The 26,187-nt window shown below is 59.3% G+C and carries 20 protein-coding genes; 5 read left to right on the top strand and 15 right to left on the bottom strand.

What is annotated here, in order from left to right; all coding sequences use genetic code 11:
- The first annotated feature begins 181 nt into the window (after positions 1–181).
- A complete protein-coding gene (locus AB6729_RS05920; protein WP_334238885.1) occupies positions 182–475 on the top strand; it encodes an HU family DNA-binding protein in 294 nt (97 codons plus the stop codon).
- A gap of 7 nt (positions 476–482) precedes the next feature.
- On the opposite strand, the gene priA is transcribed toward AB6729_RS05920, so the two are convergent.
- Positions 483–2,963, bottom strand: coding sequence for a primosomal protein N' (gene priA, locus AB6729_RS05925; RefSeq protein WP_371080650.1), 2,481 nt, complete (start codon positions 2,961–2,963; stop codon positions 483–485).
- 66 nt (positions 2,964–3,029) lie between these two features.
- Between priA and AB6729_RS05930 the strand changes: the two genes are divergently transcribed.
- Complete coding sequence (locus AB6729_RS05930) at positions 3,030–3,311, top strand: hypothetical protein (protein WP_371080651.1); 282 nt, start codon at positions 3,030–3,032, stop codon at positions 3,309–3,311.
- On the opposite strand, the gene AB6729_RS05935 is transcribed toward AB6729_RS05930, so the two are convergent.
- Positions 3,274–3,810 (bottom strand): GNAT family N-acetyltransferase, encoded by a 537-nt coding sequence (locus AB6729_RS05935; protein ID WP_371080652.1) that lies wholly within the window; start codon positions 3,808–3,810, stop codon positions 3,274–3,276. The two genes, AB6729_RS05930 and AB6729_RS05935, sit on opposite strands and share 38 nt — an antisense overlap.
- Positions 3,811–3,849: 39 nt before the next feature.
- Between AB6729_RS05935 and AB6729_RS05940 the strand changes: the two genes are divergently transcribed.
- Positions 3,850–4,752, top strand: a complete 903-nt coding sequence (locus AB6729_RS05940; RefSeq protein ID WP_371080653.1) for a LysR substrate-binding domain-containing protein — start codon at positions 3,850–3,852, stop codon at positions 4,750–4,752.
- Here the strand turns inward: AB6729_RS05940 and AB6729_RS05945 are convergent.
- From AB6729_RS05945 to lptC, 10 genes are all read right to left on the bottom strand, one after another.
- Complete coding sequence (locus AB6729_RS05945; protein WP_371080655.1) at positions 4,749–7,313, bottom strand: TonB-dependent receptor; 2,565 nt, start codon at positions 7,311–7,313, stop codon at positions 4,749–4,751. The genes AB6729_RS05940 and AB6729_RS05945 overlap by 4 nt on opposite strands.
- Positions 7,314–7,427: 114 nt before the next feature.
- A complete protein-coding gene (locus AB6729_RS05950) occupies positions 7,428–8,420 on the bottom strand; it encodes a uracil-DNA glycosylase (RefSeq protein ID WP_371080656.1) in 993 nt (330 codons plus the stop codon).
- Between the two features lie 95 nt (positions 8,421–8,515).
- Positions 8,516–8,746: a DNA-directed RNA polymerase subunit omega gene (gene rpoZ, locus AB6729_RS05955; RefSeq protein WP_371080657.1), complete on the bottom strand. Its 231-nt coding sequence runs from the start codon at positions 8,744–8,746 to the stop codon at positions 8,516–8,518.
- 88 nt (positions 8,747–8,834) lie between these two features.
- Positions 8,835–9,518, bottom strand: coding sequence for a guanylate kinase (gene gmk, locus AB6729_RS05960; RefSeq protein WP_371080658.1), 684 nt, complete (start codon positions 9,516–9,518; stop codon positions 8,835–8,837).
- Positions 9,519–9,545: 27 nt separating this feature from the next.
- A complete protein-coding gene (locus AB6729_RS05965; RefSeq protein ID WP_371080659.1) occupies positions 9,546–11,408 on the bottom strand; it encodes an ABC transporter ATP-binding protein in 1,863 nt (620 codons plus the stop codon).
- Between the two features lie 295 nt (positions 11,409–11,703).
- Entirely contained in the window at positions 11,704–12,603 is a 900-nt protein-coding gene (gene rapZ / locus AB6729_RS05970) for an RNase adapter RapZ (RefSeq protein ID WP_371080660.1), read from the bottom strand.
- Between the two features lie 103 nt (positions 12,604–12,706).
- Positions 12,707–13,162: a ribosome hibernation-promoting factor, HPF/YfiA family gene (gene hpf, locus AB6729_RS05975; protein WP_371080661.1), complete on the bottom strand. Its 456-nt coding sequence runs from the start codon at positions 13,160–13,162 to the stop codon at positions 12,707–12,709.
- 162 nt (positions 13,163–13,324) lie between these two features.
- Entirely contained in the window at positions 13,325–14,833 is a 1,509-nt protein-coding gene (rpoN, locus tag AB6729_RS05980; RefSeq protein WP_371080662.1) for an RNA polymerase factor sigma-54, read from the bottom strand.
- 293 nt (positions 14,834–15,126) lie between these two features.
- Positions 15,127–15,945 (bottom strand): LPS export ABC transporter ATP-binding protein, encoded by an 819-nt coding sequence (gene lptB / locus AB6729_RS05985; RefSeq protein ID WP_371080663.1) that lies wholly within the window; start codon positions 15,943–15,945, stop codon positions 15,127–15,129.
- A gap of 53 nt (positions 15,946–15,998) precedes the next feature.
- A complete protein-coding gene (lptC, locus tag AB6729_RS05990; RefSeq protein ID WP_371080664.1) occupies positions 15,999–18,293 on the bottom strand; it encodes an LPS export ABC transporter periplasmic protein LptC in 2,295 nt (764 codons plus the stop codon).
- Positions 18,294–18,386: 93 nt separating this feature from the next.
- Between lptC and AB6729_RS05995 the strand changes: the two genes are divergently transcribed.
- The gene (locus tag AB6729_RS05995; RefSeq protein ID WP_371080665.1) at positions 18,387–19,019 is read left to right on the top strand and encodes a hypothetical protein; all 633 of its coding nucleotides are present in this window, start codon (positions 18,387–18,389) and stop codon (positions 19,017–19,019) included.
- 198 nt (positions 19,020–19,217) lie between these two features.
- On the opposite strand, the gene glyS is transcribed toward AB6729_RS05995, so the two are convergent.
- From glyS to AB6729_RS06010, 3 genes are all read right to left on the bottom strand, one after another.
- Positions 19,218–21,344 carry a glycine--tRNA ligase subunit beta gene (gene glyS / locus AB6729_RS06000; protein WP_371080666.1) on the bottom strand — a complete coding sequence of 709 codons (2,127 nt, stop codon included), beginning with the start codon at positions 21,342–21,344 and terminating at the stop codon, positions 19,218–19,220.
- A complete protein-coding gene (locus AB6729_RS06005; protein WP_371080667.1) occupies positions 21,344–22,330 on the bottom strand; it encodes a glycine--tRNA ligase subunit alpha in 987 nt (328 codons plus the stop codon). Before AB6729_RS06005 ends, glyS begins: the two co-directional genes overlap by 1 nt.
- A gap of 64 nt (positions 22,331–22,394) precedes the next feature.
- Positions 22,395–22,643: a hypothetical protein gene (locus AB6729_RS06010; RefSeq protein ID WP_371080668.1), complete on the bottom strand. Its 249-nt coding sequence runs from the start codon at positions 22,641–22,643 to the stop codon at positions 22,395–22,397.
- 180 nt (positions 22,644–22,823) lie between these two features.
- Here AB6729_RS06010 and AB6729_RS06015 point away from each other — a divergent pair, with 180 nt between their 5' ends.
- The gene (locus AB6729_RS06015) at positions 22,824–26,129 is read left to right on the top strand and encodes an efflux RND transporter permease subunit (RefSeq protein ID WP_371080669.1); all 3,306 of its coding nucleotides are present in this window, start codon (positions 22,824–22,826) and stop codon (positions 26,127–26,129) included.
- Positions 26,130–26,187: the final 58 nt, after the last annotated feature.

The raw sequence follows: 26,187 nt of genomic DNA on the forward strand, positions 1-26,187 counted from the left end.
CTGCGAGGGTACGCTGCGCGTAACTCTGCTATTTGTGTCATCTTACGACAATTGGACGCTTTGATCTTTTTTGTCGACCAATGATTCAGGAGAATGTTGACAGGTGTCCGTGGCGTTCCTAACATCATGACAATGCGCCCGTTGCCCATGGCCGCTCCGACACTGGAAGGAAAATAAATCCGTGATCAAGCAGGACCTGATTCAGCGAGTCGTGGACCGTACTGGTCTGCCGAGAACACGTGCCGAGCAGGCCGTGGAAGACATTTTGAAGGGCGTGAAAAAGGCGCTTACCGCAGGAGACCGCATTGAGCTGCGCGGCTTCGGCGTCTTCACGGTGAAACCACGGAAGACCGGCATTGGTCGTAATCCACGCACCGGAACCGAAGTGGATATTGAGCCCGGACGCGCCGTGCGCTTCAAGCCTGGCAAGGACCTGCAGGAATTGGATAAGCCACTGGCGAGCAAGGCCGAATAGCTCCCCTTCACATCAAGCTAATCGCATCGACATCCACAATGATGGCGTTGCGCGGGATACCCTTGCGTTCCGCGTGACGCAACATATTGCGTAGACCTGCCTGCAGGTCGCTGCGCTTTTGCGCCTTCAGCAGCAGATGGTAACGGTAGATCCGCTTCAGGCGTGAAACCGGCGCTGCCGCAGGGCCAAGCATACGTACGCCCGGCACGGATGCCGTATGGAACCAGCGGCCCAGTTCCCCACTCCACCGCATGGCTTCGCCCATGTCCTGCGACTGGATCAGCACGTTGGTCAACACGCCGAAGGGTGGGTAGAAGAACGGGCGGCGGAACTGCATTTCGCGGCGCACGAAGCCTTCATAGTCGTGGGCGGCGGCGCAACGGACAGCGTAGTGATCCACGTGGTAGCTCTGCACCAGGACGCGGCCTGGTTTTTCGCCTCGACCGGCGCGTCCGCTGACCTGCGTGAGCAACTGGAAGACACGTTCTGCTGCGCGGAAGTCCGGCATGCCGAGCGCGTGGTCGCAGCCGACGACGCCGACCGTGGTGACGCCGTGAATGTCGTGCCCCTTGGCGATCATCTGGGTGCCGACGAGGAGATTGATCTCGCCGGAGTGGAGGCGCTGGAGGAGGCGCTCCATGTCGCCGCGTCCGCGCACCGTGTCGCGGTCCATGCGGCCGATGCGTGCGGAGGGAAAGATTTCCTGCAGGCGTTCTTCGCCCTGCTGCGACCCTGCGCCCATGTAGTAGAGGTGTTCGCTGGAGCACTTGGGGCAGGTCTTCGGCACGTTGCGACGGTAGCCGCAGTAGTGGCATTCGAGGCGTTCACCCGGTTCTGCGTGCAGGTCGCTGCCATGCACCGGCTTGTGAAACGTCATGGCGATGGCGCAGTTTTCGCACTCGATCTTTTCGCCGCAGGAACGGCAGAGGACCACGTAACTGTAGCCTCGGCGATTGAGCAGGATGATGGCCTGTTCGCCACGGTCGAGCGTGGCCTGTGTCTCTTCGATGAGGCGGCGGCTGAAGAGATGTTCCGCTCCGGTTTGCTGGAACTCCGCGCGCATGTCGACGAGTTCGACCTCTGGCAAGGGGCGGTTAGCTACGCGCTGCTCCATCTTCAGCAGGGTGTAACGGCCTGTCTGCGCGTTGTTCCAGCTTTCGAGTGAGGGTGTTGCTGAGCCGAGAATGACGGGGATGTCGAGCAGCTTGGCGCGCATCACGGCGACGTCGCGACCGTGATAGCGCGGTGTTTCTTCCTGCTTGTAGCTGGAGTCGTGCTCTTCGTCGACGATGATGACGCCGAGCGATGGCACAGGCGCAAAGACTGCCGACCGCGTGCCGACAACGACGCGCGCCTGGCCACGGCGGATGCGGTGCCACTGTTCGGCGCGCTCGTCCGGTGAAAGCTGCGAGTGCAGCAGGGCCACTTCATCGCCGAAGGCTGCGTACATTTGCCCGGCCATCGCAGGCGTGAGTCCAATTTCAGGCACCAGCAATAATGCGGCTTTGCCAGCGGCAAGGACTCGTTGCATGGCTGCGAAATACACCGCTGTTTTGCCGCTGCCGGTAACGCCGTAGAGCAGATGTGGCTTGAAGCTGGATTCCACCAGCGATGCTGCGATGGAGGCGAGGGCTTCCATCTGCGTTTCATTCAATGCATGTTCGTGCGCGTGTTTCTTGCCTTCTGCGTGCACGCCGCCGAGATGGAATGCGAGTGGTGCGTCTTCAACGATGACCAGGCCACGGCGTACGAGCGTGGTCAGCGTGGAATCCGGCACGGGAAGATCGCGCAGGTGGCGCACCGGCATACGTCCGCCCACGGCTGTGAGTTCCGCGAGGATGCGCATCTGGTTGTCGTTCAGTTTGGGCAGGCGCACGTCTTCCACCAACACGGCAACGCGTTCGGTGCGGCGCGCGTCACGCTCGTCCGCCTCAACTTCGCGGGTGAGCCAGCGTTTGCGCACCATGCCTTCCAGCAGAGCTTTCCCTGCTCCTGTGGCGGAGCGCAGTTGAGCTAGTTTCAGTGCATTGCCGCTTTCCAGCGCGTTCAGCACGGCGTATTCGCGGTTTTGCTCTTCGGGCGAGAGTTTTGAGCGGCGCGATGAACCCTTTTCTGCGCCCTCATACAAAACCCGGCGGCCCTGTTCCGCAATCCGATAGAGAAACACGCGACGGATTTCCGCGGTGAGCGGCAACATGCCGCGCAGGACCTCGCCCAGCGGCGCCACGTAATACTGCGCGATCCACTCCGCGAGGCGCAGGAGCTCTTCCGGCAGGAGTGAGGCGTCGTCCAGCACCTGCTGCACCGGTTTCACCTCAAATTCGCCCTCCGGTTCCCGCGAATGCACGCGCAGGATCACGCCCATCAGCCGTTGTCCGCTGAAGGGTACGAGCACACGCGCGCCGATGGCGGGCGCCTCGCCGTCGACCCGATATGTAAAAGATCGGTCTAACGGAACAGGCAAGGCGACGTCTACAAAGAAAGACACATCTTCTAGTGTATGAGCCAACCAAAGTTTCAGCCGTACCGAAAGGTACGTGGCGCCAGTGGCGTTGTGGCGTACGCAATTGTGGACGACGCGATGCACATCCAGTTTCAGAACGGCGACGTGTACGTGTACACGCCCGCTGCCACCGGTCGCCTGCATTTAAAGGTGATGAGGCAGCTTGCGCGCGCAGGGGCAGGGTTGAGCACGTACATCAGCCGCCAGATTCGAGACCGGTATTCCTTGAAGTACAAACGCGAGGTGCTGGAGGAATCTGAGGACGCGGCTCCTGCAGCAGCGCAGGCAGCAACCGTCAAACGCCGGAAGGTGGCACCATCTCCATCTTCATGAAGACGTCCGCGCGGTCGTATTTCATCTCTGGAAGTTCGGAGGGAGGGACATGATGAAAGCCCACAGCTTCATACAAGTGCACGGCGTTCTGAAGTTTCTTGCTGCTGCCGAGAAACACCGTGTGCGCGCCCAGAGAGCGTGCCTGATCGATCATGTAAAGCAGTAGTTTTCTTCCGATGCCCTGCCCACGCACCGTGCTGTCCACAGCCATCTTTGAGAGTTCGTAGATGCCCTCGGCATAGCGAACCCACGCGGCTGTTCCGACAATACGCCCGTCCATTTCTGCCACATACACCTGGCCTCCGGTTGCGAGGATCGTGGTGTGTGGATCGTTGAGCGTGGTGCGGTCCTTCTCTTCCAGGCGAAATAGTTTCGTGATCCATGCCTCGTTCAAAGTACGAAATGCATCGGCATCCGCCTGAGATTGCATGGGGCGCATGGTTAGCTCCGTCATTGCTTCTTCTCCCACACCTCCACCGTAATCATGTCGATCAGGCATGTCCAATTGCATAATCAGCGTGATTGATAAGCTGGATGCATGGATTCCGATCTGGAGCTGAAACACCTGCGGTCGTTCGTTGCGGTTGCGGAGGAGTTACATTTTGGCCGTGCGGCCCAAAAGCTCTACCTGGCGCAGCCGGCGCTTTCACAGCAGATCCGGCGCATGGAAGAGATCGTTGGATCGCCTCTGTTTACGCGCACTTCGCGCTCTGTTGCTTTGACTTCCGCCGGTAAGGTTCTGCTGGAGCGTGCGCACCGCACCCTGCGCAATGTACGACTTGACCTGGAAGAGACGCGCAGCATTGCTCGCGGTGAAAGCGGAAGACTGAATGTTGGGTTCGTTGGTTCCAGCATGTTGGCGACGCTGCCCGCCGTGTTTCGACAATATCGCTCTGCCTTTCCCCGCGTGCAGATTCACCTGCATGAATCCTTCACATCGCGCGTGGTGAGCGGACTGCTGGACGGCACGCTGGATGCCGGCATTCTGCGCGACAGCGATCCGCAGCCGGATCTGGAAGTTGAAACGCTGTTCACGGAGCGCTATCTTGCCGTGCTTCCGAGTCAACATCCACGCGCGAATCAGCAGACAATCCATGCGTCCGTACTGCGCGATGAGCCTTTCGTGTTTTACTCGCGTGTGGCGGGCAGCGTTGCTTTCGATAAGCCGCTGTCACTTTGTGGTGGTGCGGGGTTTCGTCCGCGCGTGGTGCAGGAGGCTTCACACTGGCTCAGCATTGTGCGGCTGGTGGCAGCAGGCTTCGGTGTCTCCATTGCACCGGCGTGCGTTGCAACCATTGCAGAGAAAGGCGTGGTGTATGTTCCGCTGCGCGGCGCCACAGAGGTCAGCCATGTGGAACTGGCTTTCCGCAGGGGTGAACAGCGGCCCATTGTGCAGGGTTTTGCACGCATGGCTCGCACCATTGGCAGAACCAGGCCCTAGAAAGAAAACTGAAGGCTTCCCTGCAAAGTTCTTGGCGGAACGAAATGCGTTCCGCTGAAGGTGGAGAGGAAGTTGTACAGGGCAACCCTGTTGGTCACATTCAATACGGCTACGCGCGCTCCTACTGTCATATGTTCGAAGCGGAAGAGACGGTCGTCGCCTGCGGTGAGATCGAACAGCGTTCGCGGCGTGACGCGTACGGGATTTCTGTCGTCATCTTCCGTGCCATAGGCCGGGATGCGGATGCGTGTTGCGCCAAAGGCTGAGGCGCTGCACTCGCGTATGGCTCGCGTTGGTGTGGCGTAATCGTTGCCGCAGTGCAGGCCCATCTGCGATTGCTCGTCCGCTGTGAGCTGGAGGGCGTCCAGATACGTGGGAACTGTACTCGGCAGCGCGAGACCACTGTTGTAACGCCATGTGCCAGAGACGTAAGGTTTGTGCGATCCGATCAGGCGAGTGGGAAGCTCATAGCGTATGTCCGTGGTTTGTTCGAACTCTTCGCCGTGGTCGATGCGAAAGACCGGAGCTGACGGCACGCTGTTGAAGATAAGACCGCCCGTCTGCGGTGTGAAGAACCGTGAGCGGACATGGCCCATGACGCTGAATACGGTGAGGCCGTGCCAGTCGTGCAGATTGACGCTGAGGGCAAGTCCGTCGATCTTCGATTTGCGCCACGCTACGCTGAACGTGATGGGCGTATTGAAGAGCGTGTCAAAGTCGAAGTCGTTACGCGTGAACTTCCAGTAGTAGTCGGCGTTGACGCTGAGATGATTGCCGAATGCCTGCTCGAAGCCGGTGTTGAACTGGTTGCGTGTTGCGGGACGGACCGGCTCAGAACGGTAGCTGGCGAATGGATTGGTGCCGGTGCCGTTTGCAGAGCTTTCGTTGGCGAAGATGAGGTTCTCGTTGTACGGCGTTTCATAGAGTCGCGCATACGAGCCGCGCAATACCGTATGCGTCCACGGCGCGCGCCAACTCATTGCGAAGCGTGGCTGCACCTGGCGGCCACGGCTCAGACCGTTGTAGATGTCGTAGCGAAGACCGGGGCTCAGCACCCAGTTGCCCAGTTTGATTTCGTCCTGCGCGTAGAACGCGGATTGCACCACATCGACTGACTGGTTGAAACGGAAGAGCGAGCCGCCCCGCGTGAGGTCGTAGGGCAGGAGGTTGGGCAGGAAGTCTGGGTTGATGCTGTATCCGGCGGTTGCGCATCCGCTGGTGGAAGTAACACCCTGTGCGGCCACAGGATCGCCCGCGGCATCGACGCAGAGCGCGTTGTAAAGCGGATCGGTAAGAGCGACGGCAAAGCGCTCATGCAGCAGTGTGTGCCAATAGGTGCCGCCGATCTTGGCTGTGTGCGGGCCGTGGATGTATTCGCCTTCCAGACGAAAGCCGGTGTTGGTGAGTGTTCGATTCTGCGCGAGTGTTGCAGTGGCGTCGGCGAGATGATTTTCCGTGGGAAAGTATTGCGCTTCATCATGACGGTAGAAGGGTGTGAAGCTGGTCAGAAGGTGAGGCGTAAAGATGTGCGTCCAGCCCAGGGCGATGTTTGCATTGCGGATCTGGCTGCGCTGGTCCTGCCCTGTCGCAGCGGTGTCGTAGCTGTTGGGTGTTTGAAACCAGGAGCGTCCTGCCCCCAGATTCAGATGAAGCTGGTTCGCTGCGTTTGGTTGGAAATCCAGCCGATTGAATGCACCCTGACCATTGCCGTTTGCGTGCATGGGGACGAATTCCGGCGTGTCGAGAAAACGCTCGGAGCCGTTGGCGCCGATTGCCAGAAACTCGCCCCAGCGTTGGCCGCCTGTGCCGAGAGCCAGATTCTGTGACCAGGTACCGAAACTGCCATAGCTGCTGGAGAACGTACCGAAGGGCTTGTGGGCAAGACCCGACTTTGTGTTCACGGTGATGACGAGGCTGGTCTTGTCGCCAAATTCTGCGGGAGGCGCACCGGTCGTAGCGGTGAGCGTGTGAATGATATTCGGGTCGATCTGGTTGGAGAAGACCTTGGCCTGCTGGTCCGTGATGGGCTGGCCGTCGAGCGAGATGGAAGTGTCGGCGTGCTCGCCGAGAGGATGGGCAAAGCCATTGGCATCTGCAGCCACACCCGGTGTGGTGCGCGTCAGGATGTCTGTAAATCCCGTGGAGGCGTTGAAGACAGGCACAGCCGCAAGCTGCTTCGCGTTCAGAGTGTGTTGCGCTGTCGGGCTGTTGGCAAGTGGCAGCGACTCGTCTGCGGAAACTGTCACCTCTGCCTGCGTAACAGGTTGCAGCCGCAGCGCAATCTCGCTTTCGCCTCGCTGCAAGGCGTAGCGCCGGGAGGCAAAACCGTTTGCCGTGATGCGCAGCGTACAGGTTGCTTCCGTGGCGGTGAAACGAGCGATTCCCTCCGCATCCACTGGCAATGTTCGATCCGCGCTTCCATTGCAGTGGAGCAGCACGGTAGCGTGGGGCAAAGCTGCGCCTGCGAGGTCCTGCACATGGACCACCGTGGCATTCTGCGCAACAGCAGTCAGCGAAAAAGCAACAGAAACAATAGCAAGAAGACTTCGAGGGCGTCGCATGATTTAGGTTCACCTAAAGATATTTAGGTTAGCCTAAATCATAGACGGGGTGAGCGCCACTGCTTTTGCTTCCGAGGAAGCAAAAGTTCGCAGCTAAAGCATGTTTTCCGGGGGTTAGCTGCGGGCTGGTGGCTTCAGGCCGAGTTCCACCATGACGCGTTGGAGATCCTTCCATGCCTCGCCTTTCTGGCGTGGGTCGCGCAGAAGGAAGGCAGGATGGTAGGTGACAGCGCATTTGGCTCCGCGCACGTCATGCCACTGGCCCCGCAGATTGGCGAGGGATTGCTTTACACCGAGCAGGTAGGTTGCCGCCGTGGCACCGAGTGCCACGATGACCTTTGGCTGCACGATGTCCACCTGTTGCAGAAGGAAGGGTGAGCAGGTGTTGGCTTCTTTCGGTTCTGGTGTGCGGTTCTGCGGTGGACGGCACTTGACCACGTTGGCAATGTAGACCTGTTCGCGCTTGAGGCCCATAGCGGTAATCATGTTGTTGAGCAACTGCCCTGCCTTGCCTACGAAGGGGATACCGCTGGCGTCCTCGTCGGCTCCGGGGCCTTCGCCGACGAACATAAGTTCGGCGTTGGGGTCGCCGTCGGCGAAGACAATGTTGCGACGTCCGGCGTAGGCCAGGGGGCAACGCGTGCAATCGCCGATGATGTTGCGGACGCGCTGCAGCGCGACGGCTTTGTCCGCAGGCGCGACGCGCTCCGTGGGCAGGGGTGCGAGTTTGTTAAAGCTGACAAGTGGCATGGCAGGGGGTGCGTACTGTCCTGTGGGCGCTGGCGCCTGGTCGAAGTCATATGCGAGAGGCGGTACAGCCGCGGCTGTGGGCGGTGTGATGACAATGTCCGGTGCGCGATTGCTCGATGGCATGGGCGGACGCGGTGGTGCAGAGGATGGAGAGGGACGCTGTACCGGCGCGGCGGGTCGCGGTGGAGCGGACGCGCTGGAGGTTGCGGGACGCTGAGGATTTGCAGGTGCAGAAGCCGCTACGGGCGAGGCAACCGACTTCCACCATGCGGCAAGCGCAGGATCGTCTGACGGATCGCTGGTGCGATACACGTCGTAAATTCCCAGGTCGCGAAGGTACTCAAGGTACCCACGCAATGATTCCGCGCTTCCGTCCATGTGTCCATTTTAGAGCGCAGCAAGAGTTATCGCCCTGTGGACGCCCGTACAACGGACCAGCGCCACACGGGAACTTACAGTGCAGACGGCAGAATGGCCTTCGGTGAAGGCTTTACGAAATACCGCACGTATCCGTCGCGGATTTCGTCCTGCGCCACGCGGCAGGCTTTCATACTGTTGGTGTGGACCAGCGGAGCAGCACCGGACTGAAGCTGACGCGCGCGGCGTGCGGCTCCCTTGACCAGGCTGTACTTATTGAGCAGAGCGTCGTCGATACCGTTCAGGGCTTGCGATGATTCATTCATTCCCTTTGCCTCCGTACCGCATGAGGCAACTGTAACCCAGACTGGCAAGAAACGGCGCGAAGATTTTTATCAGAAGTAGATGAAACGGTTACTTCGCCGGTGGTAGCGGTGCAGCGGCAAACTGTTCCAGCACCTGATGGACACCTTCTGGTGATATCTGTGTGCGGCATCCGTCGGCCAATGCAATATCTGCCGGCGAAGCTACACCGCGTGCTTGCAACACGATAGCGCGAAGTTCCGCAGCTGCGGTATCCAGCACGTTGTTCACGATGGCGAAGCGATACTTCGACACATGTTCCAGTTCGCCGTGTGCCTGGCGGAGACGAAGTTCAATTACTGCTTCGTCCGTCATGCGTTCGGCGGCGCTGCGATTGCGAAGGCGTGTTTCCAGCACACCGGGACTGGGCGGAAGGATGAAGATGGAGATGGCGTCCGGCATGCGTTCTATCACCTGCAGCGCACCCTGCACATCGATATCCAGAAGAAGATCGTGGTTATTCTCTGCGGCGTGGGCCAGTGCGGCACGCGCGGTTCCGTAGTAATTGCCGAAGACGTCTGCCCACTCAAGGAACGCGTCTTCCTGAATCATGCGTTCAAAATTTTCGCGCGTGGTGAAGTGGTATTCGCGCCCATCCTCTTCACTGCCGCGAGGTGCGCGGGTGGTGTATGAGACGGAGAATTCCAGCCCCTCCACATACTTTCGCAGTTCGCCGACGAGTGTGCTCTTACCGGAGCCGCTGGGCGCAGAGATGATGAAGAGAATACCTGCCATTGTCGTTCGTCCGTTTTTGAAGTGAGTTTATACGTCCTGCGGTTGCGGCGGAGCATCTGGTGCTGCATCGTCTCCGGCAAACTGCATCCTGTAGAGCTTGTTGTACGTGCCGCCATGCACCAGTAGTTCGGCATGCGTGCCGGTTTCCACGATCTGCCCGCGTTCCACCACCAGGATGCGATCCGCCCGGCGCACAGTGGACAGCCGATGCGCAATGACCAGCACGGTGCGATCGACCATGAGGTTGGAAAGCGCCGCCTGCACCAGCGACTCACTCTCCGCGTCGAGTGCGGAGGTGGCTTCGTCGAGGATGAGGATGGGAGCGTCCTTCAGGATGGCGCGGGCGATGGCGAGACGCTGACGTTCGCCACCGGAGAGCCGGAAACCCTTTTCGCCAATGACGGTGTTGTAGCCGTCGGGCATGCGTTCGATGAAGTCGTGTGCCAATGCTGCTTTCGCTGCGGCGAGAACGCGCTCCACGGGCACGTCAGGCTGGCCATAGGCGATGTTGTTGCGCACGGTATCGTTGAACAGCACTGTCTCCTGCGTGACCGTGCCCACGAGCTTGCGCAGGCTGCTGAGTTGCACGTCGCGCAGGTCGTTACCGTCGATGGTGATGCTGCCGTCCGTGGGGTCAAAGAAACGAGGGATGAGATTCACCAGCGTGGATTTGCCGCCGCCACTGGGGCCAACGAGCGCAATTACTTCGCCACGCTGCACGTACAGGTTGATGCCACGGAGGACTTCGTGGAAGTTCTCTTCGTCTTCTTCATCGCGATAACCGAAGCGCACGTCGTTGAAGCGGACGCCTTCCTGGAATCCGTCCAGACGGATGGCGTCACGTTTTTCGGGAAGTTCGTCACGCTCGTCAAGGAACTGGAATATCTTATCGCTGGCTCCCAGCGCCTGCTGAAAGCTGTTGTAATACACGGCGAATTTGCGGACGGGATCGTACAGCGCAAAGACCGCTATGAGGAAGGTGATGAACGAACCCGCCGTCATCTGGTGATGCACGATGCGGTTACGACCGATCAAGAGCAGCAGCGCGATAGCGATGGAGCCAAGCGCATCCATGAGCGGTGAGGAGATGGCGCTAAAGCCGATGGCGCGCATGTTGGCACGAAGCAGCTTACGTGCAGCACGACGGAAGCGGGCCATCTCCCACATCTCCATGCCGAAAGCCTTGACGATGCGGTTGCCGGTGAGCGTTTCATGCAGGAGATTCTGAATGTCCGAGAGGCGGTCCTGGCCGCCGCGCGTGGTGCGGCGAACGCCACGGCCAATCTTCTTTGCGGAATAAAAGATGACCACGACGAAGCCAAGCAGAATCCACGCGAGTTTGCCGCCCGCGATAACCACGACGAACGCGGTGAAGAGGAGCGTGAAGAACTGCTGCAGGAAATCGCTGAGCACCGTGGACATGGCGATCTGCACGCGCTCAATGTCATTGATGAGCGTGGAGAGCAACGCGCCGGTGGTGTAACGCTGGAAGAAGGTGCTGGACCGCTTGAGCACCGCGCCATACAGGTCATTGCGCAGGTCCGTGATCATGCCAAAGCCGGCGTAGTTGACCAGATACGTTCCAATGTAATCGCAGATGGACTTCAGTACCGCGGAGACGAACAACGCGTAGGCCACCACCGTCCATGCGTTGTGGAAATGATGCGGCACAAACCGCTGCAGGTTGATGACCCAGTGCGTGTGCGGAATGGTGAAGACGAGGATGTTCGCAGGCTGAGACTCTGCGCTGAGCACATTGTCGAGAATGGGCTTGACCAGCAGGATGCGGAGAGCGGCCATGGCGCCGACAATGGCCATGAGTACCACCGACATCAGGGCGAAGGGCAGATATGGACGCAGATACCACAGCAGGCGCAGGATGCGTTTCATTGCGTGGGCCGGGTCATCAGAAGTGTCTTGTACAGCACGGGTTTTATCTTACTCGTTCGCCCAAGTATTCAGGCTGGCCCGAAACATCGCCGAGGGCACAGGTAAGAAGCAGGTCCTTCGACTTCGCTGCGCTTCCCTCAGCGACCGTCTTCGTACGTATGTTCGGATACAAACGTGGCTTTCCTAAGCATTGGAGTGGGCAGAAAAGAATGCAGGTCCTTCGGCTTCACTTCGTTTCGCTCAGGATGACGGCCTTCCTGCTTACAGAGCCATCGCGGCATGTCGCCTTACGGAGCTATCGGGGCATGTCGCGGTGCGAGACCCTTACCTGATAACCCGCATCGCTGAGACGCTTTTTCATCTCTTCTGCAATGGCCACGGAGCGATGCTGTCCGCCCGTGCAGCCGAAGGCAATGGTCAGATAGCTCTTCCCTTCCGTAACGTAATACGGCAGAAGAAACATCAACATGTCCGCGGTACGGTCCAGGAACTCCTTTGTCTGCGGAAAGTCCATCACATACTTCGCCACACGCTCGTCGCGGCCGGTGAGCGGACGGAACTCCGGCACAAAGTGAGGGTTCGGCAGAAAGCGCACGTCAAAGACGAGGTCTGCCTCCGCAGGTACGCCGTTCTTAAAGCCAAAGCTCATGGTGGAGACAAGGAGTCTTTGTTCGCCTTCACGACGGCTGAACTGCGTGATGATGTGCGCGCGCAACTGGTGCACGTTGAAATGCGAGGTGTCCAGCAGGACATCCGCAACGTTGCGGATGGGCTCCATGCGCTTGCGTTCGGAGGCAATGCTCTCCGACACCAGCTCATCGCGGCGCAAGGGATGCGGGCGGCGCGTCTCGGAGTAGCGACGCACCAGAACGTCGTCCGACGCCTCAAGGTAAACGACCGTGGTGGGCAACAGGCCACGCACGTTATGCAGGATGCCGGGAAAGTTCTCAATGGAACCCTCGCGCACATCCACGCCAAGAACCGCGCGACTGAACTCGCTGGAGCCACGCAGAAGTTCAGCGAACTGCGGAATCAATTCCAGGGGCAGATTATCAACGGCATAGTAGCCAAGGTCTTCAAATGCTTTCAGCGCGGAGAGTTTGCCTGCGCCGGAAAGACCGGTCAGTACGACCAGTTCGCATCCGGGGGTGCGCGGCGCTCCCTCCTGGTTCCTGACTGACGGAGGTTCGACCATGCGGAAATGCTAGCATCGCCCGGCAACATTCGAGTGGCCCGGAATGAAAAAGAGGCATCCGCGAATGGGATGCCTCTTTTTTTCTGGAATGCTCTCAAACCTGTCAGGCGGCTTCGACTTCCTCCATCTCGACTTCGCCGTCATCAATGGCCGCAATGGCCTTTCCTACACCGGTTTTGTTCTTGCCCGGGGATTTTCTGACTGAGGTGACTTCGCCCGCTTCCGTAGTCTGGCGGCGAATGGTTCCCGTGGCATCGTGATCCGGATGATGGCGCGTTGTAACAACCCTCTTGCGCGCCTTTACGGCCTGCAGCTCCACCTTGTCCAAAGCATCTTTCAAGGCAATCTCGACATCCTTTGCCGAGGTATGTGAGGAGAAATTACTGATGGTATTGCGTACCGTAACTTCAACCTCGCAGCGGTTTTTCTCGCAGCTGAGCACCACCTTGGCCATGCATTTGGGTCCAAGGATTTTTTGAATACGCGCCAGGCCCTCTTCTGCCTGCGCACGCAACTTTGCTGTTACCTGTGTGCCTCTGCCGGTGATCTCAAGATCCATGCTGCTTACCTCCTTCACCTCTTGGGTAAGATGCCGGGCTGGTTAGGTCACGAAGCCTGTGAACGCCACGTGAATCCCGGCGCCTTGAAGTGTCTTTGTAGTCCCTGAAAGGCGTCGCGTCAACATGCAATGTGGACACACCTGTGGATCGCACAGATTCGGCTAGTCGCGCTTGCGGCGCTGATGTGTACTGGGGATATTCATGTCCTCACGGTACTTCGCCACTGTGCGCCGTGTGACCTGAATTCCCTGCCGCTGAAGCTCACTGGCCAGCGCGTCGTCCGTCAAAGGTTTCTTCGGATCTTCTTCCTCAATCAGCCTGCGAACCTTTTTCTTCAACAGCATGAGCGGAAGATCGCCGCCTTCTGGGCCATTGACGGCCTCGCTGAAGAAGAAACGCAGCTCGAACACGCCCTGCGGGGTGTGCACATATTTATTCGCGACCGCTCGTGACACGGTGGAAGGATGCACGCCAATCTCTTCCGCCACCTCTTTGATCATCATGGGGCGAAGAGAATCCACGCCGTGCTCCAGAAACTCCGGCTGACGGCGGACGATGGATTCGCAGGTGCGGACGATGGTGTTCTTACGCTGCTCGATGTTGCGCAGGAGCTGGATGGCGGAGCGATAGCGCTCCTTGACGTACTCCTTCACCTCGCGCTCGGTGTCCTTCTGGCGCAGCATCCTGCGATAGCCGGCGTTGAGACGCAGGGTGGGCAGGTCATCCTCATTCATAATGACCTGCCACTCGTCATTGCGTTTGACGAAGGCCACATCCGGCTCAATCAGCCGCGTCTCCTGCTGGTTGTAACGCTGGCCGGGGCGCGGATCGAGGGAACGGATGGCGTCGAGGGCAGCCTGCACCTGCTCCGGCGTGGCTGCAAGAAGGCGGGTGAGTTCGCGCAGATCGCGTTTCTGCAACAACGGCAGATGGTCGCTGATGATCCTGCAGGCGAGTGTCAGTTCGCTGTGCCGGGCCGCGTAGTCGTCTTCATCCAGAATGGCGTCATCTGTATCGCGAAGGGCGGCGTGGATCTGCAGCAGGAGGCACTCTCGCAGATCCGCTGCTCCCACGCCAATGGGATCAAGCGTATGCACGGTTGCCCTTGCCTCTGCCATGAGGGCTGGCGTGGCCTGGCCCGTCTCGTCCAGCGAGGCAAGCTCTGCGTCGTCCACGGTGAGATAGCCGTTGTCTTCCAGATTGCCGATGATCACTTCGCAGGCAGCGCGCAACTCCGGCCGCAGTGTCATGGCGCCCAGTTGCCACTGCAGGTGGTCGGACAGCGTCGAAGGCTTGGACAGGAAATTTTCAAAGGAAGGCGAATCGAGTTCTTCAAACGATGGGCCAGAGGCGCGGAAGCCGGGGTCAAGATACTCCTGAAAGTATTCGCCCATGTCGATTTCATCGAACGGGTCTTTCTCTTGGCGATCCGCTTCTGCCTTCTGCTGTTCCGCGGAAAGCTCGCGGTCGCCCTCGCGTCCGGCAAGCTCCTCAAAACTGGCGGAGGAATCGTCAATCTCCTCCAACACCGGGTTCTCCACCACTTCGGCATTGATCATCTCCTTCAGTTCCAGCTTGTTGAGCGCGAGTACGCTCACCATCTGGACCAGTCCCGGTGTCAGCACCTGGCGCTGGGCGACTCGAAGGTTCAACTTGGGCTGAAGCAGCAAAGACAATTCTCCCGTAGCAAAAAAGTCGGCAGCCCTGGGCCGAAGGAGGTCGGGGCAACCGCTTCTTTTCGCAGTCTACTCCGATACGATGCGCCACGAACGGCCAAATGGCAAGCAACGTGCTTACAAAGCTTCTTCGGGTCGTCTTCTGAGGCGAAAAAGTCAGATTCGGATGATCAGTTTGTTGGGATTTCCGGTCACGGAGGCCGTTATAGGGCCGGGGATCGCTTCTTCCAACAGCAGCCCGCTTTGACGAAAGCCTTTAACTGGCCAGGGTTCCTTTGTAGCGGAACTTAGAGACGGAAGCTTTCGCCCAGGTAGACACGCTTCACTTCCGCGTCGCGGCCCAGTTCGCCGGGCGTTCCGTGGCGGAAGATGCGGCCTTCCGCAATGATGTAGGCACGATCTGTGACGCTGAGTGTTTCGCGGACGTTATGGTCGGTGATGAGTACACCGATGCCGCTCTTCTTCAAGTTGAAGATGATCTGCTGGAGGTCGAGCACGGCGATGGGGTCGATGCCGCTGAAAGGTTCGTCCAGCAGGATGAAGCTGGGATCAATGCAGAGACAACGTGCAATCTCAACACGGCGGCGTTCGCCACCGGAGAGCGCATAGCCCTGTGTGCGGCGCACATGGCCCAGATTCAACTGTTCGATGAGCTGCGCGGTGCGGTTGCGACGCTGTTCCCAACTGAGGCGCTGCGTTTCCAGGATGGCGAGGATGTTCTCTTCCACTGTGAGCTTGCGGAAGACGCTGGGCTCCTGCGGCAGATAGCTGATGCCAAAGTTACGCGCGCGAAGATACATGGGTGTGCGGGTGATGTCTTCTTCCGCAACGGTGACGCGACCGGAGTCCGGGCGCACAAGGCCCACGATCATGTAAAAGCTGGTGGTCTTGCCAGCGCCATTGGGGCCGAGGAGGCCGACGACTTCGCCCTGAGTGATGCTGATGCTGACGCCGCGAACGACTTCACGACCGCCATAGCTCTTGGCAATGCCGTCCGTGGAAAGCGTGTGCCGCGTCTGCGCCGCGCTGGATTCAAAAAGTTCCAAGCCAGATGACGAAGACTCGCCCCGTCCCTCCATCTCCAATGTACCCGCAGCCGTTGTCATGCAACCTGTTAGACGCTATCTAAAAGACTGAGGACTCAGTATTTGAGTACAAACTATCGCTTCTGCGGGTTGGCTTCCACTTCCGTATGGACGCGATGTGTACCTGTGCCCTCGACCTCCACGTTGTTGTCCGCGCCATGCAGGATGAGCGTTGCGCCCGTGATGGTTCCCTTTTGAGTGTCGATGACCTTCGGCTGGCTTTGCGGCGTTCCGGTGAGAACGTAGCGCTCATCCGCAGAGGTGTAGACAAGGCGTTCGCCCTGGCCAGTGCGGCCCGGCTGCGCGATGTTGACCGCGCCGCTGGCCACGATCTGCTGCACGCTGCCCGAGAGAACGCCCGGAGTGCTGCCAGACAACGTGGCCACGGCCTGACGCGCGGTAAGCGAGGCACCTGAAGTATCCATGCGCACGCCGCCAGTCACATCGGCATGAGCGGGACGCGTGCCTTCCACGGGCACGTAGAGCAGCGTAGTTCCGACGATGCGCACCACACCGCTGTTTTTTTGCTTGCCGGTGGCGGAAGCAGGCAGCAACAGATGGACCGTGCCTGTGGCGGCAGAACCGGAGGGGGCATGGGCCATCAGGCGGTTTGTGTTGCGATCCACTTCGATCACCGGCGCTTCCATCTGCGAAGAGGACGTCCACATGCGCGCGGCGTTAGCTCCGGCGAAGAACTTCGCCACGGAACCGGCGACGGTGGCATGTTCCGCCGTCACATGTACGGGGTCGGAGTCCTTCTGCGACTGATAGACACCGCGGACGCTGCCGGTGGCGTCCGCATCGCCGTTTCCCTGTGTGAGCGTGATGCGGTCCGCGGCAATCTGCATGCCGTCGCCGGTGACGCTGGGCGCGCCGGTGAGCAGCAGCTTGCCGGTGGAGCCTTCAAAGTCGGCGTGCGAGGCCGTGGCATGTGTCTCAGACGCGGTCTTGCCGCTTTTCGCAGGCGATTTCGCCATGACGGTGACGTGTCCATCCTGCATGGCCGATTGCACGGTCGAGGCAGCTTTGGTTGCGCCGGGTGGCAGCAGTTTGATCTGCAGGGTGTCGCCCGTACTGGTGCGCGTGGTGCCTGCGCCGTCATCCTCATCCAGCCGCGTGGAGCCATTGCCGGTCAGCAGGGATACGTAATGCTTCCTGCCAGAGGCGGCCATGATGGCGTGGAGCGTATCGCCAGAAATCACGGTCGTCTTGGCTGGCTTGCCTGTGGTGACGGAACGAAGCTGCGCGCGGCCGGTGGCGGTGGCGTCCTTCAGGATGGTGTGGCGGGTGGCGTCCTGCGCGAGTGCTGCTACGAGATTAGCTGCCGTCAGGTGATCCAGCGAGGTGGCCGAGTGGTGGTCGAACGTGACGCCACCGGTGAGTTCCGCCGTTGTTGCGTTGCCTAGCCCGTCGAAGTGCACCACCGCAGTCTGCCCGGAACCACTGCCGTCGGGATGAGACAAGATGACGCCACCGGACATGGTGGCCAGCGTGGGCTTGTTTTGCTCAGAGATTTTGGCGACAAGCTTCGGAGCCTGGGCGCGAATGCCGTCGCCGCTCTGCAGTGACGTGTGGCCGTCAGCGCGAATCTCGTCGATCCCACCGGATGGGCCGGCATCCAGAACCACCGTGTCTCCCTGCGCCTTCATCTCACCAGTACGCACGAAAGCCGTGTGCAGCGTGGCAAGACGCTGGTTACGATCCAGTTGCGCGGAGGCCGCCGTCAGATGCACTGGCTGGCGGTCCTGTGTGCCATCCATGATCACGGCGGAATGCAGATTCAGAAGGCCCGTGGCTGTGGTGTAATCGGCGCCCGTGGCTGTGCCGTGCAGATCGCCATACTCAATGTGCAGCGGCTGGTCTGTTGTGGCGATGCCCTGTTTTTGCATGAAAACCAGACCGCTGGTGGTTACGGCGATGCGTTTGGCACTGGGGTTTTGCTGCGCACTGGAAGGTGACGCCAGGTCGAGATGCACTTCGCCCATCGCTTTCACAATGCCGTTGTTCTGGTCATATTCAAACTCCGCGCCGCGGATGCTGTCTGTTTCGTGCGAACCTTCCGGGCCGTAGAGGGTAATGGCAACGTCGTGAAGCGTGGTCTTGCCGTTCTGCCGCTGAATGGCCTTCGCTGCGTGCAGCGTGAACAGTGTGTGGCCCTTTACCGATTGCGAATAGGTGAAGCCGTTGGCCTGCGATTTGATGTCGATGCCGAGTTTCGCAGGCAGGTCATGCAGGAACCTGCGCGCCTTCCAGCGGGCAATGCCGAGCAGTCCCACAAGGGCGGTCAACAGGACGATGACGCCGACAAGAAGCCAACGGCGAAGACGCGTCACCGAAATGCCGCCTGCCCTGCCCCGTCTGCTGCCCATTGCCATTGCTGACTATCTTCTCAGGGAACGGGGGTGCGTGTCCGTTTTCTACGTTATGAAACGCATTCCGTGCGGTAGCATCCAATATTGGTTATGGCCGATCAGCTTTATCTCAGCCTCTGGTTTCCCAACTTCCGCCTCGCTTCCCTGCCGGAGAAGCTCACCGCTGTCCTGGACCAGTTCGCGAAAGTGGCGAACAACCAGGGACGCATTGCCGTGGCGTCCGCCATCCCGCTGGGATGGAATGAGTCGCCCGTGTTTCAGCGCATCTTTGTGAACGATGACCGCTCCGAAGATTCGGACGACTCGCTCGCAAAAAATGCCGTCGCCGAAGCCACCGAACAGCTTCATGACGACATGTCCTATGAGTTCGAAGCGAAGTGGCAGCTATGGCAGCCGGAAGAAGGCGCCGAAGGTTTCGACAGCACCTGGCGACTGGAACCGGCGACCGTAAAAGTCATCGGCTTTGGGCCGGAGTTTGACGACGCCAGCTACGAGCAGAATGGCCACATCCGCGTGGACTTCGGACTCGACACGCCGTGGGTGCAGGACGAAAACGATCTGGATGAAGACGGGCAGAAGCGCCTGCAGCAGAATGTGGAGAAGCTGCTGGCGTTTGTCTTGTCGGTTGAGAAACACTGTGGGATTTCATCGCGGCTGCTTTGGACGGAGAGCGGTGAACCGCTGGCGGAAAAGCTGATCGCCCGGTTGCAGCGTGTGAACTGAAGTCTCTCGCTGTCATTCTGAGCACCGCGAAGAATCCCCGCATACTGACTCACCACAAAGCTAAACGCCTTCCAGCCTGTACATCTTCGGCTGGAAGGCGTTTAGCTTCTTAGGTGGCACAGAACTCGTCGGGATTCTTCGCTGCGCTCAGAATGACGGACGCTGTTCCCTGTTCCCTGTTCCCTGTTCCCTGTAAAGCTATCCCGCGATTACGATTTCCGAGAAGTCAGCGACCTTGCTGTAGTCCAGAAGAATACGCAGCAGCAGGCCCAGGCGTGCGGCGCGCTGTTGCGGTTCGGGTGCCATGACCATCACCTTGTCAAAGAACGCGTCCACGAAGGGACGAAGCTCTGCGATGGTTGCCAGGGCGAGCGTGTAGTCGCCGTCCTTGCGCAGACCTTCTACCCATGCGGCGCGGCGTCCGGCCTCTTCTGACAGACTGCGTTCCACGGGTTCGGTAAGGAACTCATGCTTTGAACCGGGTGAGAAGACTTCGCCCTTGGCCTTCGCCTGTTCAACGAGGTTCTTCATGCGTTTGAAGGCCGCAGCAATGGCCGCGAAATCCGCCCCGGTGCGTGCGGCGGAGACGGCATCGACGCGCTTCATGGCATCGCGCACATCGTCCGGATCCGTGGTCATAACGGCCTTCACCACGTCGTAGGCTCCGCCGCGAATATCGCGCAGATACCATTCCAGACGCTCGCTGAGGAAGCCCTTCACGTTTGCGTTGAGTGCTTCGTTGTTATCCGTGGCAGCATCTGCGATTTCACTGAGTGTCAGCGGCAAATCGCTTTCGGCTAGGATCTTCACGATACCGTTGGCCGCGCGGCGCAGACCGAAGGGATCCTTCGATCCAGTGGGCTGCATCCCCAGACCAAACATACCGGCGATGGTGTCCACCTTATCCGCGATCGAAAGCAACTGGCCTTCGATGGTGGATGGGATGGCGTCTTCCATGCCTGCGGGCTGGTAGTGCTCGTAGATGGCGATGGCTGCGGCTTCATCCACGCCCTGCGCCCTGGCGTAAAGACCACCGATGATGCCCTGCAGTTCGGTGAATTCCTTCACCAGTTCGGTGGTGAGGTCGGCCTTGGCGAGCGTTGCGGCTGCGGTGAGCGCATCCAGCTTCAGGCTGACTCCCTGACCGCGTGTGCCGGGCTGCGTGTACATGCGTTCGCGCACGAACTGGCCCAGCGCGAGAACAAGTGCGCCGGTGCGCTCCATTTTTGCGTAGTACGAGCCAAGTTCCTTCTGGAAGGTGACGTTCTTCAGCAGTTCCACGCGCTCCAGCAGTGAGACGCGCTGATCGAACTCGTAGAAGAAACGCGCGTCGTTGAAGCGGGCGCGCAGAACGCGCTCGTTACCGTGACGGATGATCTCAACGCCAGCACCCGCAGGCTCTGTGTTGAGTACGGCGAGGAAGTATGGCTGCAGTTTGTGCTCGCCGTTTTCCAGCGCGAAGTAGTTCTGGTGATCGCGCATAACGGTCACGAGGACTTCTTCCGGCAGAGGAAGGAACTCATCCTCAAACTTGCCGAGGAGGACACTTGGCCATTCGGTGAGATGCGTTACCTTGTCGACCAGCGGATGGTCTTCGCGCCAGCGTGCGCCTTCGACGGTGCGCGTGGCTTTGTCCAGGTCTTTGCGGATGCGTTCACGGCGATGCTCCACGTTGACCATGACCTTCGCCTGGTACAGCTTGTCTGCATATTCCGCGGGTGCGGCGATGGTGATGGGCTCGTAGCCGTGCAGAACGCGGTGGCCGTAGGTGACATTCGATGCCGTGACACCCGCCCATTCGACGGGAAGGACTTCGCTGTCGAGGAGAGCGAGCATCCACTTGATGGGACGTACGAAACGCTCTGGCAGGAACGGTCGCCAGCGCATGTTCTTGGCCCAGTACATGGCGGCGATTTCCTTTGGCAGTTCCGCTAGAACAACCTCAGAGAACGACTTGCCTTCGCGCTTTGCGGTGGCAGCAAGGTACTCGCCCCTGGCGTTGGTGATGGTGCGAAGCTGATCGACGGGAATGCCCGCCTTCTCCGCGAAGGCTTCGGCAGCCTTGGTAGGCTTACCGTCTTTGTAGGCAGCCTTCACGGGTGGTCCAACAAGTTCTTCCTCGGCATCGCTCTGCTGCGCGATGACACCCTTTACCCACACGGCCAGACGACGCGGCGTGGAGTAGCTTTCCACGGAAAAGCCTTCTTCTACCAGACGCTCACGCGTGAGCAGGTCGCTGACACGCTTGGTCAGTTCCGCTTCAGCTCCCGGCAACATGCGTGCGGGAACTTCTTCCAATCCAATTTCAAACAGAAACTCTGCCACTATGCACCAGCCTTTTCTTTCAAGGCAGCAAGGCGTTCCACCTGCTCCGCGTAGATCTTCGCCACCCCCACGATCAGCGTGCGGATGCGCGCCATTACACCCACGCGCTCCGTTACGGAGATGGCTCCGCGCGCGTCCAGCAGGTTGAACAACTGCGAACACTTCAATGCCAGTTCATACGCGCCCAGCACGGGGAAACGCTTGACCGTTACCTCATCCGCATCTTCCGGCAGCGCTTTTGCGGCTGCAAGAAGGCCAAGGCATTCCGCCTCGTAGTTTTCAAGGTGCAGCCACAGCTTTGCCACATCTGCGTGATCGAAGGCGAATGCAGAAAGCTGTTGTTCTTCGTAGAGGCGGATGTCGCCATAAGTGGTGATCTTGCCGGTGTCCGGCTCCTTCGCCCACTCAATGTCGTAAATGGATTCCTTGTCCTGCAGGAACTGCGTCAGGCGCTCCATGCCGTAGGTGATCTCACCACTGATGGGGTCCAGGTCCATGCCGCCGCACTGCTGGAAGTAGGTGAACTGTGTGATCTCCTGGCCGTCCATCATGACCTGCCAGCCAACGCCCCAGGCGCCGCCCACGGGCCATTCCCAGTTATCTTCTTCGAACTTGATGTCGTGCTCGGCCAGCACAATGCCGATGGCTTCCAGGCTCTTGAGGTACAGCTCCTGGATGTTTGCCGGTGGCGGTTTCAGGATGACCTGAAACTGCGTGTGCTTGTACAGGCGATTGGGGTTGTCGCCGTAACGACCGTCTGCCGGGCGACGCGAGGGCTGCGCGTAGGCGATGCGGACAGGTGTTGGCCCCAGAACGCGCAGGAAGGTATCCGGCGACATGGTGCCAGCGCCCATCTCCGTGTCATACGGCTGCTGGAGGACACAGCCCTGCTCTGCCCAGAAGCGCTGCAGGGCAAACAATGTTTCCTGAAAAGTCATCACGCTACGGCGCGGCGCGGACGCGGCTGTTTCTGCTACGGCAGACATGTGTGGGTGCGTACTCCTTGATGCGTTCCCGTAAGTTTATCGCGAGAAGCGCAGGAAGCCCCGATCAGATATGAATGGCCCAGCCGAGTTCCGCGAGTTCGCGCTCAATCTCAAGCAGGGCGGCTTCCAGGGCGGAACGGCGATGCGGGCTGGAGGTGCGCTCGCTCAGGACGCGTTCGCGCTGTAGCTCAAGCTCCTGCAAACGACGCTTCTTCTCGCGGTCTGTGCGCTGCTGTTCTGCTGCAGTCACCAGCTTTGCCGCTGGCGTTGGTTCTGGTGCGTCCACGTCTTCTTTCCCCCATCCACGAGCCATAGAAGTATTCTATGCCCCTTATTGCCAATGTCGTAAAACGACTTGAATCATCCATGCCTTCTAAAACGTCAACAGGTCACACGGAAAGTATCCCTTTGTCGCTGCAATTTGGCACAATGAAAGTCTGCGGACTTCTCCGCAAACTGCTAACGCACCTTTTTCCTTTTCGGAGCTGTCCAGATGTGGATTGTCCGCCTTGCCCTTCGGCGCCCTTACACCTTCGTGGTGATGAGTGTGCTGATCCTTGTGCTTGGCATTGTCTCGATTGAGACCATGTCCACGGACATCTTCCCCACCATCGACATTCCCGTAGTCACGGTGGTGTGGAGCTACAACGGCACCAGCCCGGATGAGATGGAAAAGCGCTTCACCACTATCAGTGAGCGCGCCATGACGACGACCGTAAACGACATTGAGCACCTTGAGTCGCAGTCAGTCAACGGCATCTCCATCATCAAAATCTTCTTTCAGCCGGGCGTGAAAATAGAAGCCGCAGTTGCGCAGGTAACGGCCGTCAACCAGACCATTCTGCGTATTCTGCCGCCGGGCACCACACCGCCGTTCATTCTGCAGTTCTCTGCGTCGAATGTGCCGATCCTGCAGGCGGTGGCTTCTTCGAACAAGTTGTCTGAGAGCGAACTGTTTGATGTAGGTTCGCAGTTCATCCGTACGCAGTTGGCTACGGTGCAGGGCGCACAGGTGCCGCAGCCGTATGGCGGACGTATTCGCCAGGTTGCTGTCGATCTTGATCCCGCCGCGCTGTATGCGAAAGGACTCTCGCCGCAGGACGTGGTGAATGCATTAACGGCGCAGAACCTTATCCTGCCTGCTGGTGACCTGAAGGTACAGGACCGCGACTACGTGGTGCGCACCAATGCTTCACCACTGATTGCAGCGCAACTGAACGACATTCCCATCAAGCAGGTGAATGGCGCCACGGTGTACATGCGCGATGTGGCCACCGTTCACGAGGGCTCCGCGCCGCAGCAATCCATCGTCCGCTATAACGGCCAGCGCGCCGTGCTGATGACGATTCTGAAGGCCTCCTCTTCGTCCACACTGGACATTGTGAAGCGTGTGAAGGATGTGCTGCCGCACATTCTGGCCAATGTGCCGCCACCTGCTCCTGACATCCGCATCCTGTTTGACCAGTCGATCTTTGTGCGTGCGGCGCTGCAGGGAGTGGTGAAAGAAGCCGCTATTGCTGCCGGTCTGACCGCCATCATGATCCTGCTCTTCCTTGGGTCATGGCGCTCGACGGTGATCATTGCCGTGTCCATTCCGCTGTCAATCCTGGTGTCTGTCATCTGCATGAAGTTCCTGGGGCAGACGCTGAATACGATGACGCTGGGCGGACTCGGCCTTGCGGTGGGTATTCTCGTCGACGATGCCACGGTGGAGATTGAAAACATTCACCGCAACCTGGGGCTGGGCAAGGAGATTGAACCCGCCATCCTGGATGGCGCTGCGCAGATTGCTGTTCCGGCATTCGTCTCCACGCTGGCCATCTGCATTGTGTTCGTCCCGGTGGTGTTCCTGACCGGTGCAGCAAAGAGCCTGTTTGTGCCGCTGGGCCTGGCGGTGGTCTTCGCCATGATGGCTTCGTACTTCCTGTCGCGAACGCTGGTGCCCACCATGGTGAAGTTCCTGCTGGCGAAGGAAGTGGATGTGTACTCGCTGGCCGAAGCGTCCCACGGTGACCATCCCTTGTCCGCAGAAGAGCAGGCAGAGGTGGACCAGAAGATGCGCGGTCTGGGAGCGATCTGGCGCACGCATTTCGCCTTTAACCGTGTTTTTGAGGCGTTGCGCTCGCGGTATCAGCGTGTGCTGGATTGGGCATTGGGCCATCCTGCATTTGCGCTTGGCTGCTTCGGTCTTTTCATTGCCATGTCCGCTTGCCTGTTGCCGTTCATCGGTCAGGACTTCTTTCCAGACGTGGATGCGGGCAGCTTCCGGCTGCACGTTCGCACCGCTCCCGGCACTCGTTTGGAAGCCACGGAAGCCGTCTTTGCGCAGGTGGAGAATGTCATCCGCCAGACCATTCCAGCAAACGAACTGGACGGCATTCTGGACAACATCGGAACGCCGAATGGCGCCTTCAATCTTGCCTTTGGTGACGGTGCACTTACCGACGTGCAGGACGGCGAAATTCTTGTCTCGCTGAATCAGGAAAAGCACAAGCCCACCGCGATCTATCGCGAGAAGTTGCGCGAAACACTGCGCAAACAATTCCCGCAGACCACGTTTTATTTCCAGGCTTCGGACATTGTGAACCAGATCCTGAACTTTGGTTTGCCTGCTCCGATTGACATTCAGGTGAGCGGGCGTCTGGCCGATGCCAACTATGCGACGGCACAGGCCATTCGCGCAGACATTGCAAAGATTCCGGGCGTGGTGGATGCACATGTACACCAGGTGCTGTATGCGCCGGAGTTGCGGGTAAACGTGGACCGCTCACGCGCACAGTTACTCAACATGACCGAGCAGAACGTGGCGGGCAGTATGCTGACGGCGCTCTCGGGATCGGGTATCGCTTCGCCGAACTACTGGCTCAGCCCCAAGACCGGCGTGAACTATTCCGTGGTGGTGCAGGTGCCGCCCACGACGCTGGATTCTGTGGATCAATTGAACAACCTGCCGATCTCCAACGGCACGACCACAACAGCAGGAGCGACCAATGCTGGCGCACCACCGGTGGGTGCATCGCAGTTCCTTTCTAACCTGGCGCAGGTACAGCACGGGTCAAGCCCCGCCATCACGAACCACTACAACGTGCAGCCGGTGTATGACGTCTATGCCAGCGTGCAGAGCCGCGATCTGGGTGGCGTGAACCGCGACATCCAGAAGGTGCTGAAGAACTACACCGTGCAGAGCGGCAAGCTGTCCAAGGGCGCGACCATCACGGTGCGTGGCCAGGTGAAGAGTATGCAGGACAGCTTCACAGGACTTGGGCTGGGCATGATCTTCGCGGTTCTGCTGGTGTACCTGCTGATGGTGGTGAACTTCCAGAGCTGGCTTGATCCGTTCATTATCCTGATGGCGCTGCCGGGCGCGGCCTGCGGCATTCTGTGGATGCTGTTCCTGAGCGGCACCACCTTCTCAGTCCCCTCACTGATGGGCACCATCATGACCATTGGTGTGGCCACGGCAAACTCCATCCTGATGGTGACCTTCGCCAACGATCAGCGCTCGCTGGGCCTGAACAGTATTCAGGCCGCGTCGGCCGCGGGCTTTACGCGTTTACGTCCTGTCATGATGACGGCGCTGGCCATGATCCTGGGCATGCTTCCCATGTCGCTGGGCATGGGTGAAGGCGGCGAACAGAATGCACCGCTGGGACGCGCTGTTATCGGTGGCCTGCTGGTGGCCACCGCAACAACCCTCGTAATTGTTCCCATCTTCTATTCACTGCTACGCAAGAAGGTTCCGAGCCATCTTCAAACAGAAGAGCTTCCGGAACCCGAGGAGGAGTTCTCCCATGCGTAATGCTGAACAGCTTTCCACTTTTTTGAACTGCCACCGCAACACGTCTGAAGGAGCTTGC

The organism is Terriglobus sp. RCC_193 (assembly GCF_041355105.1).
In the GTDB taxonomy this organism is placed as follows: Bacteria; Acidobacteriota; Terriglobia; order Terriglobales; family Acidobacteriaceae; genus Terriglobus.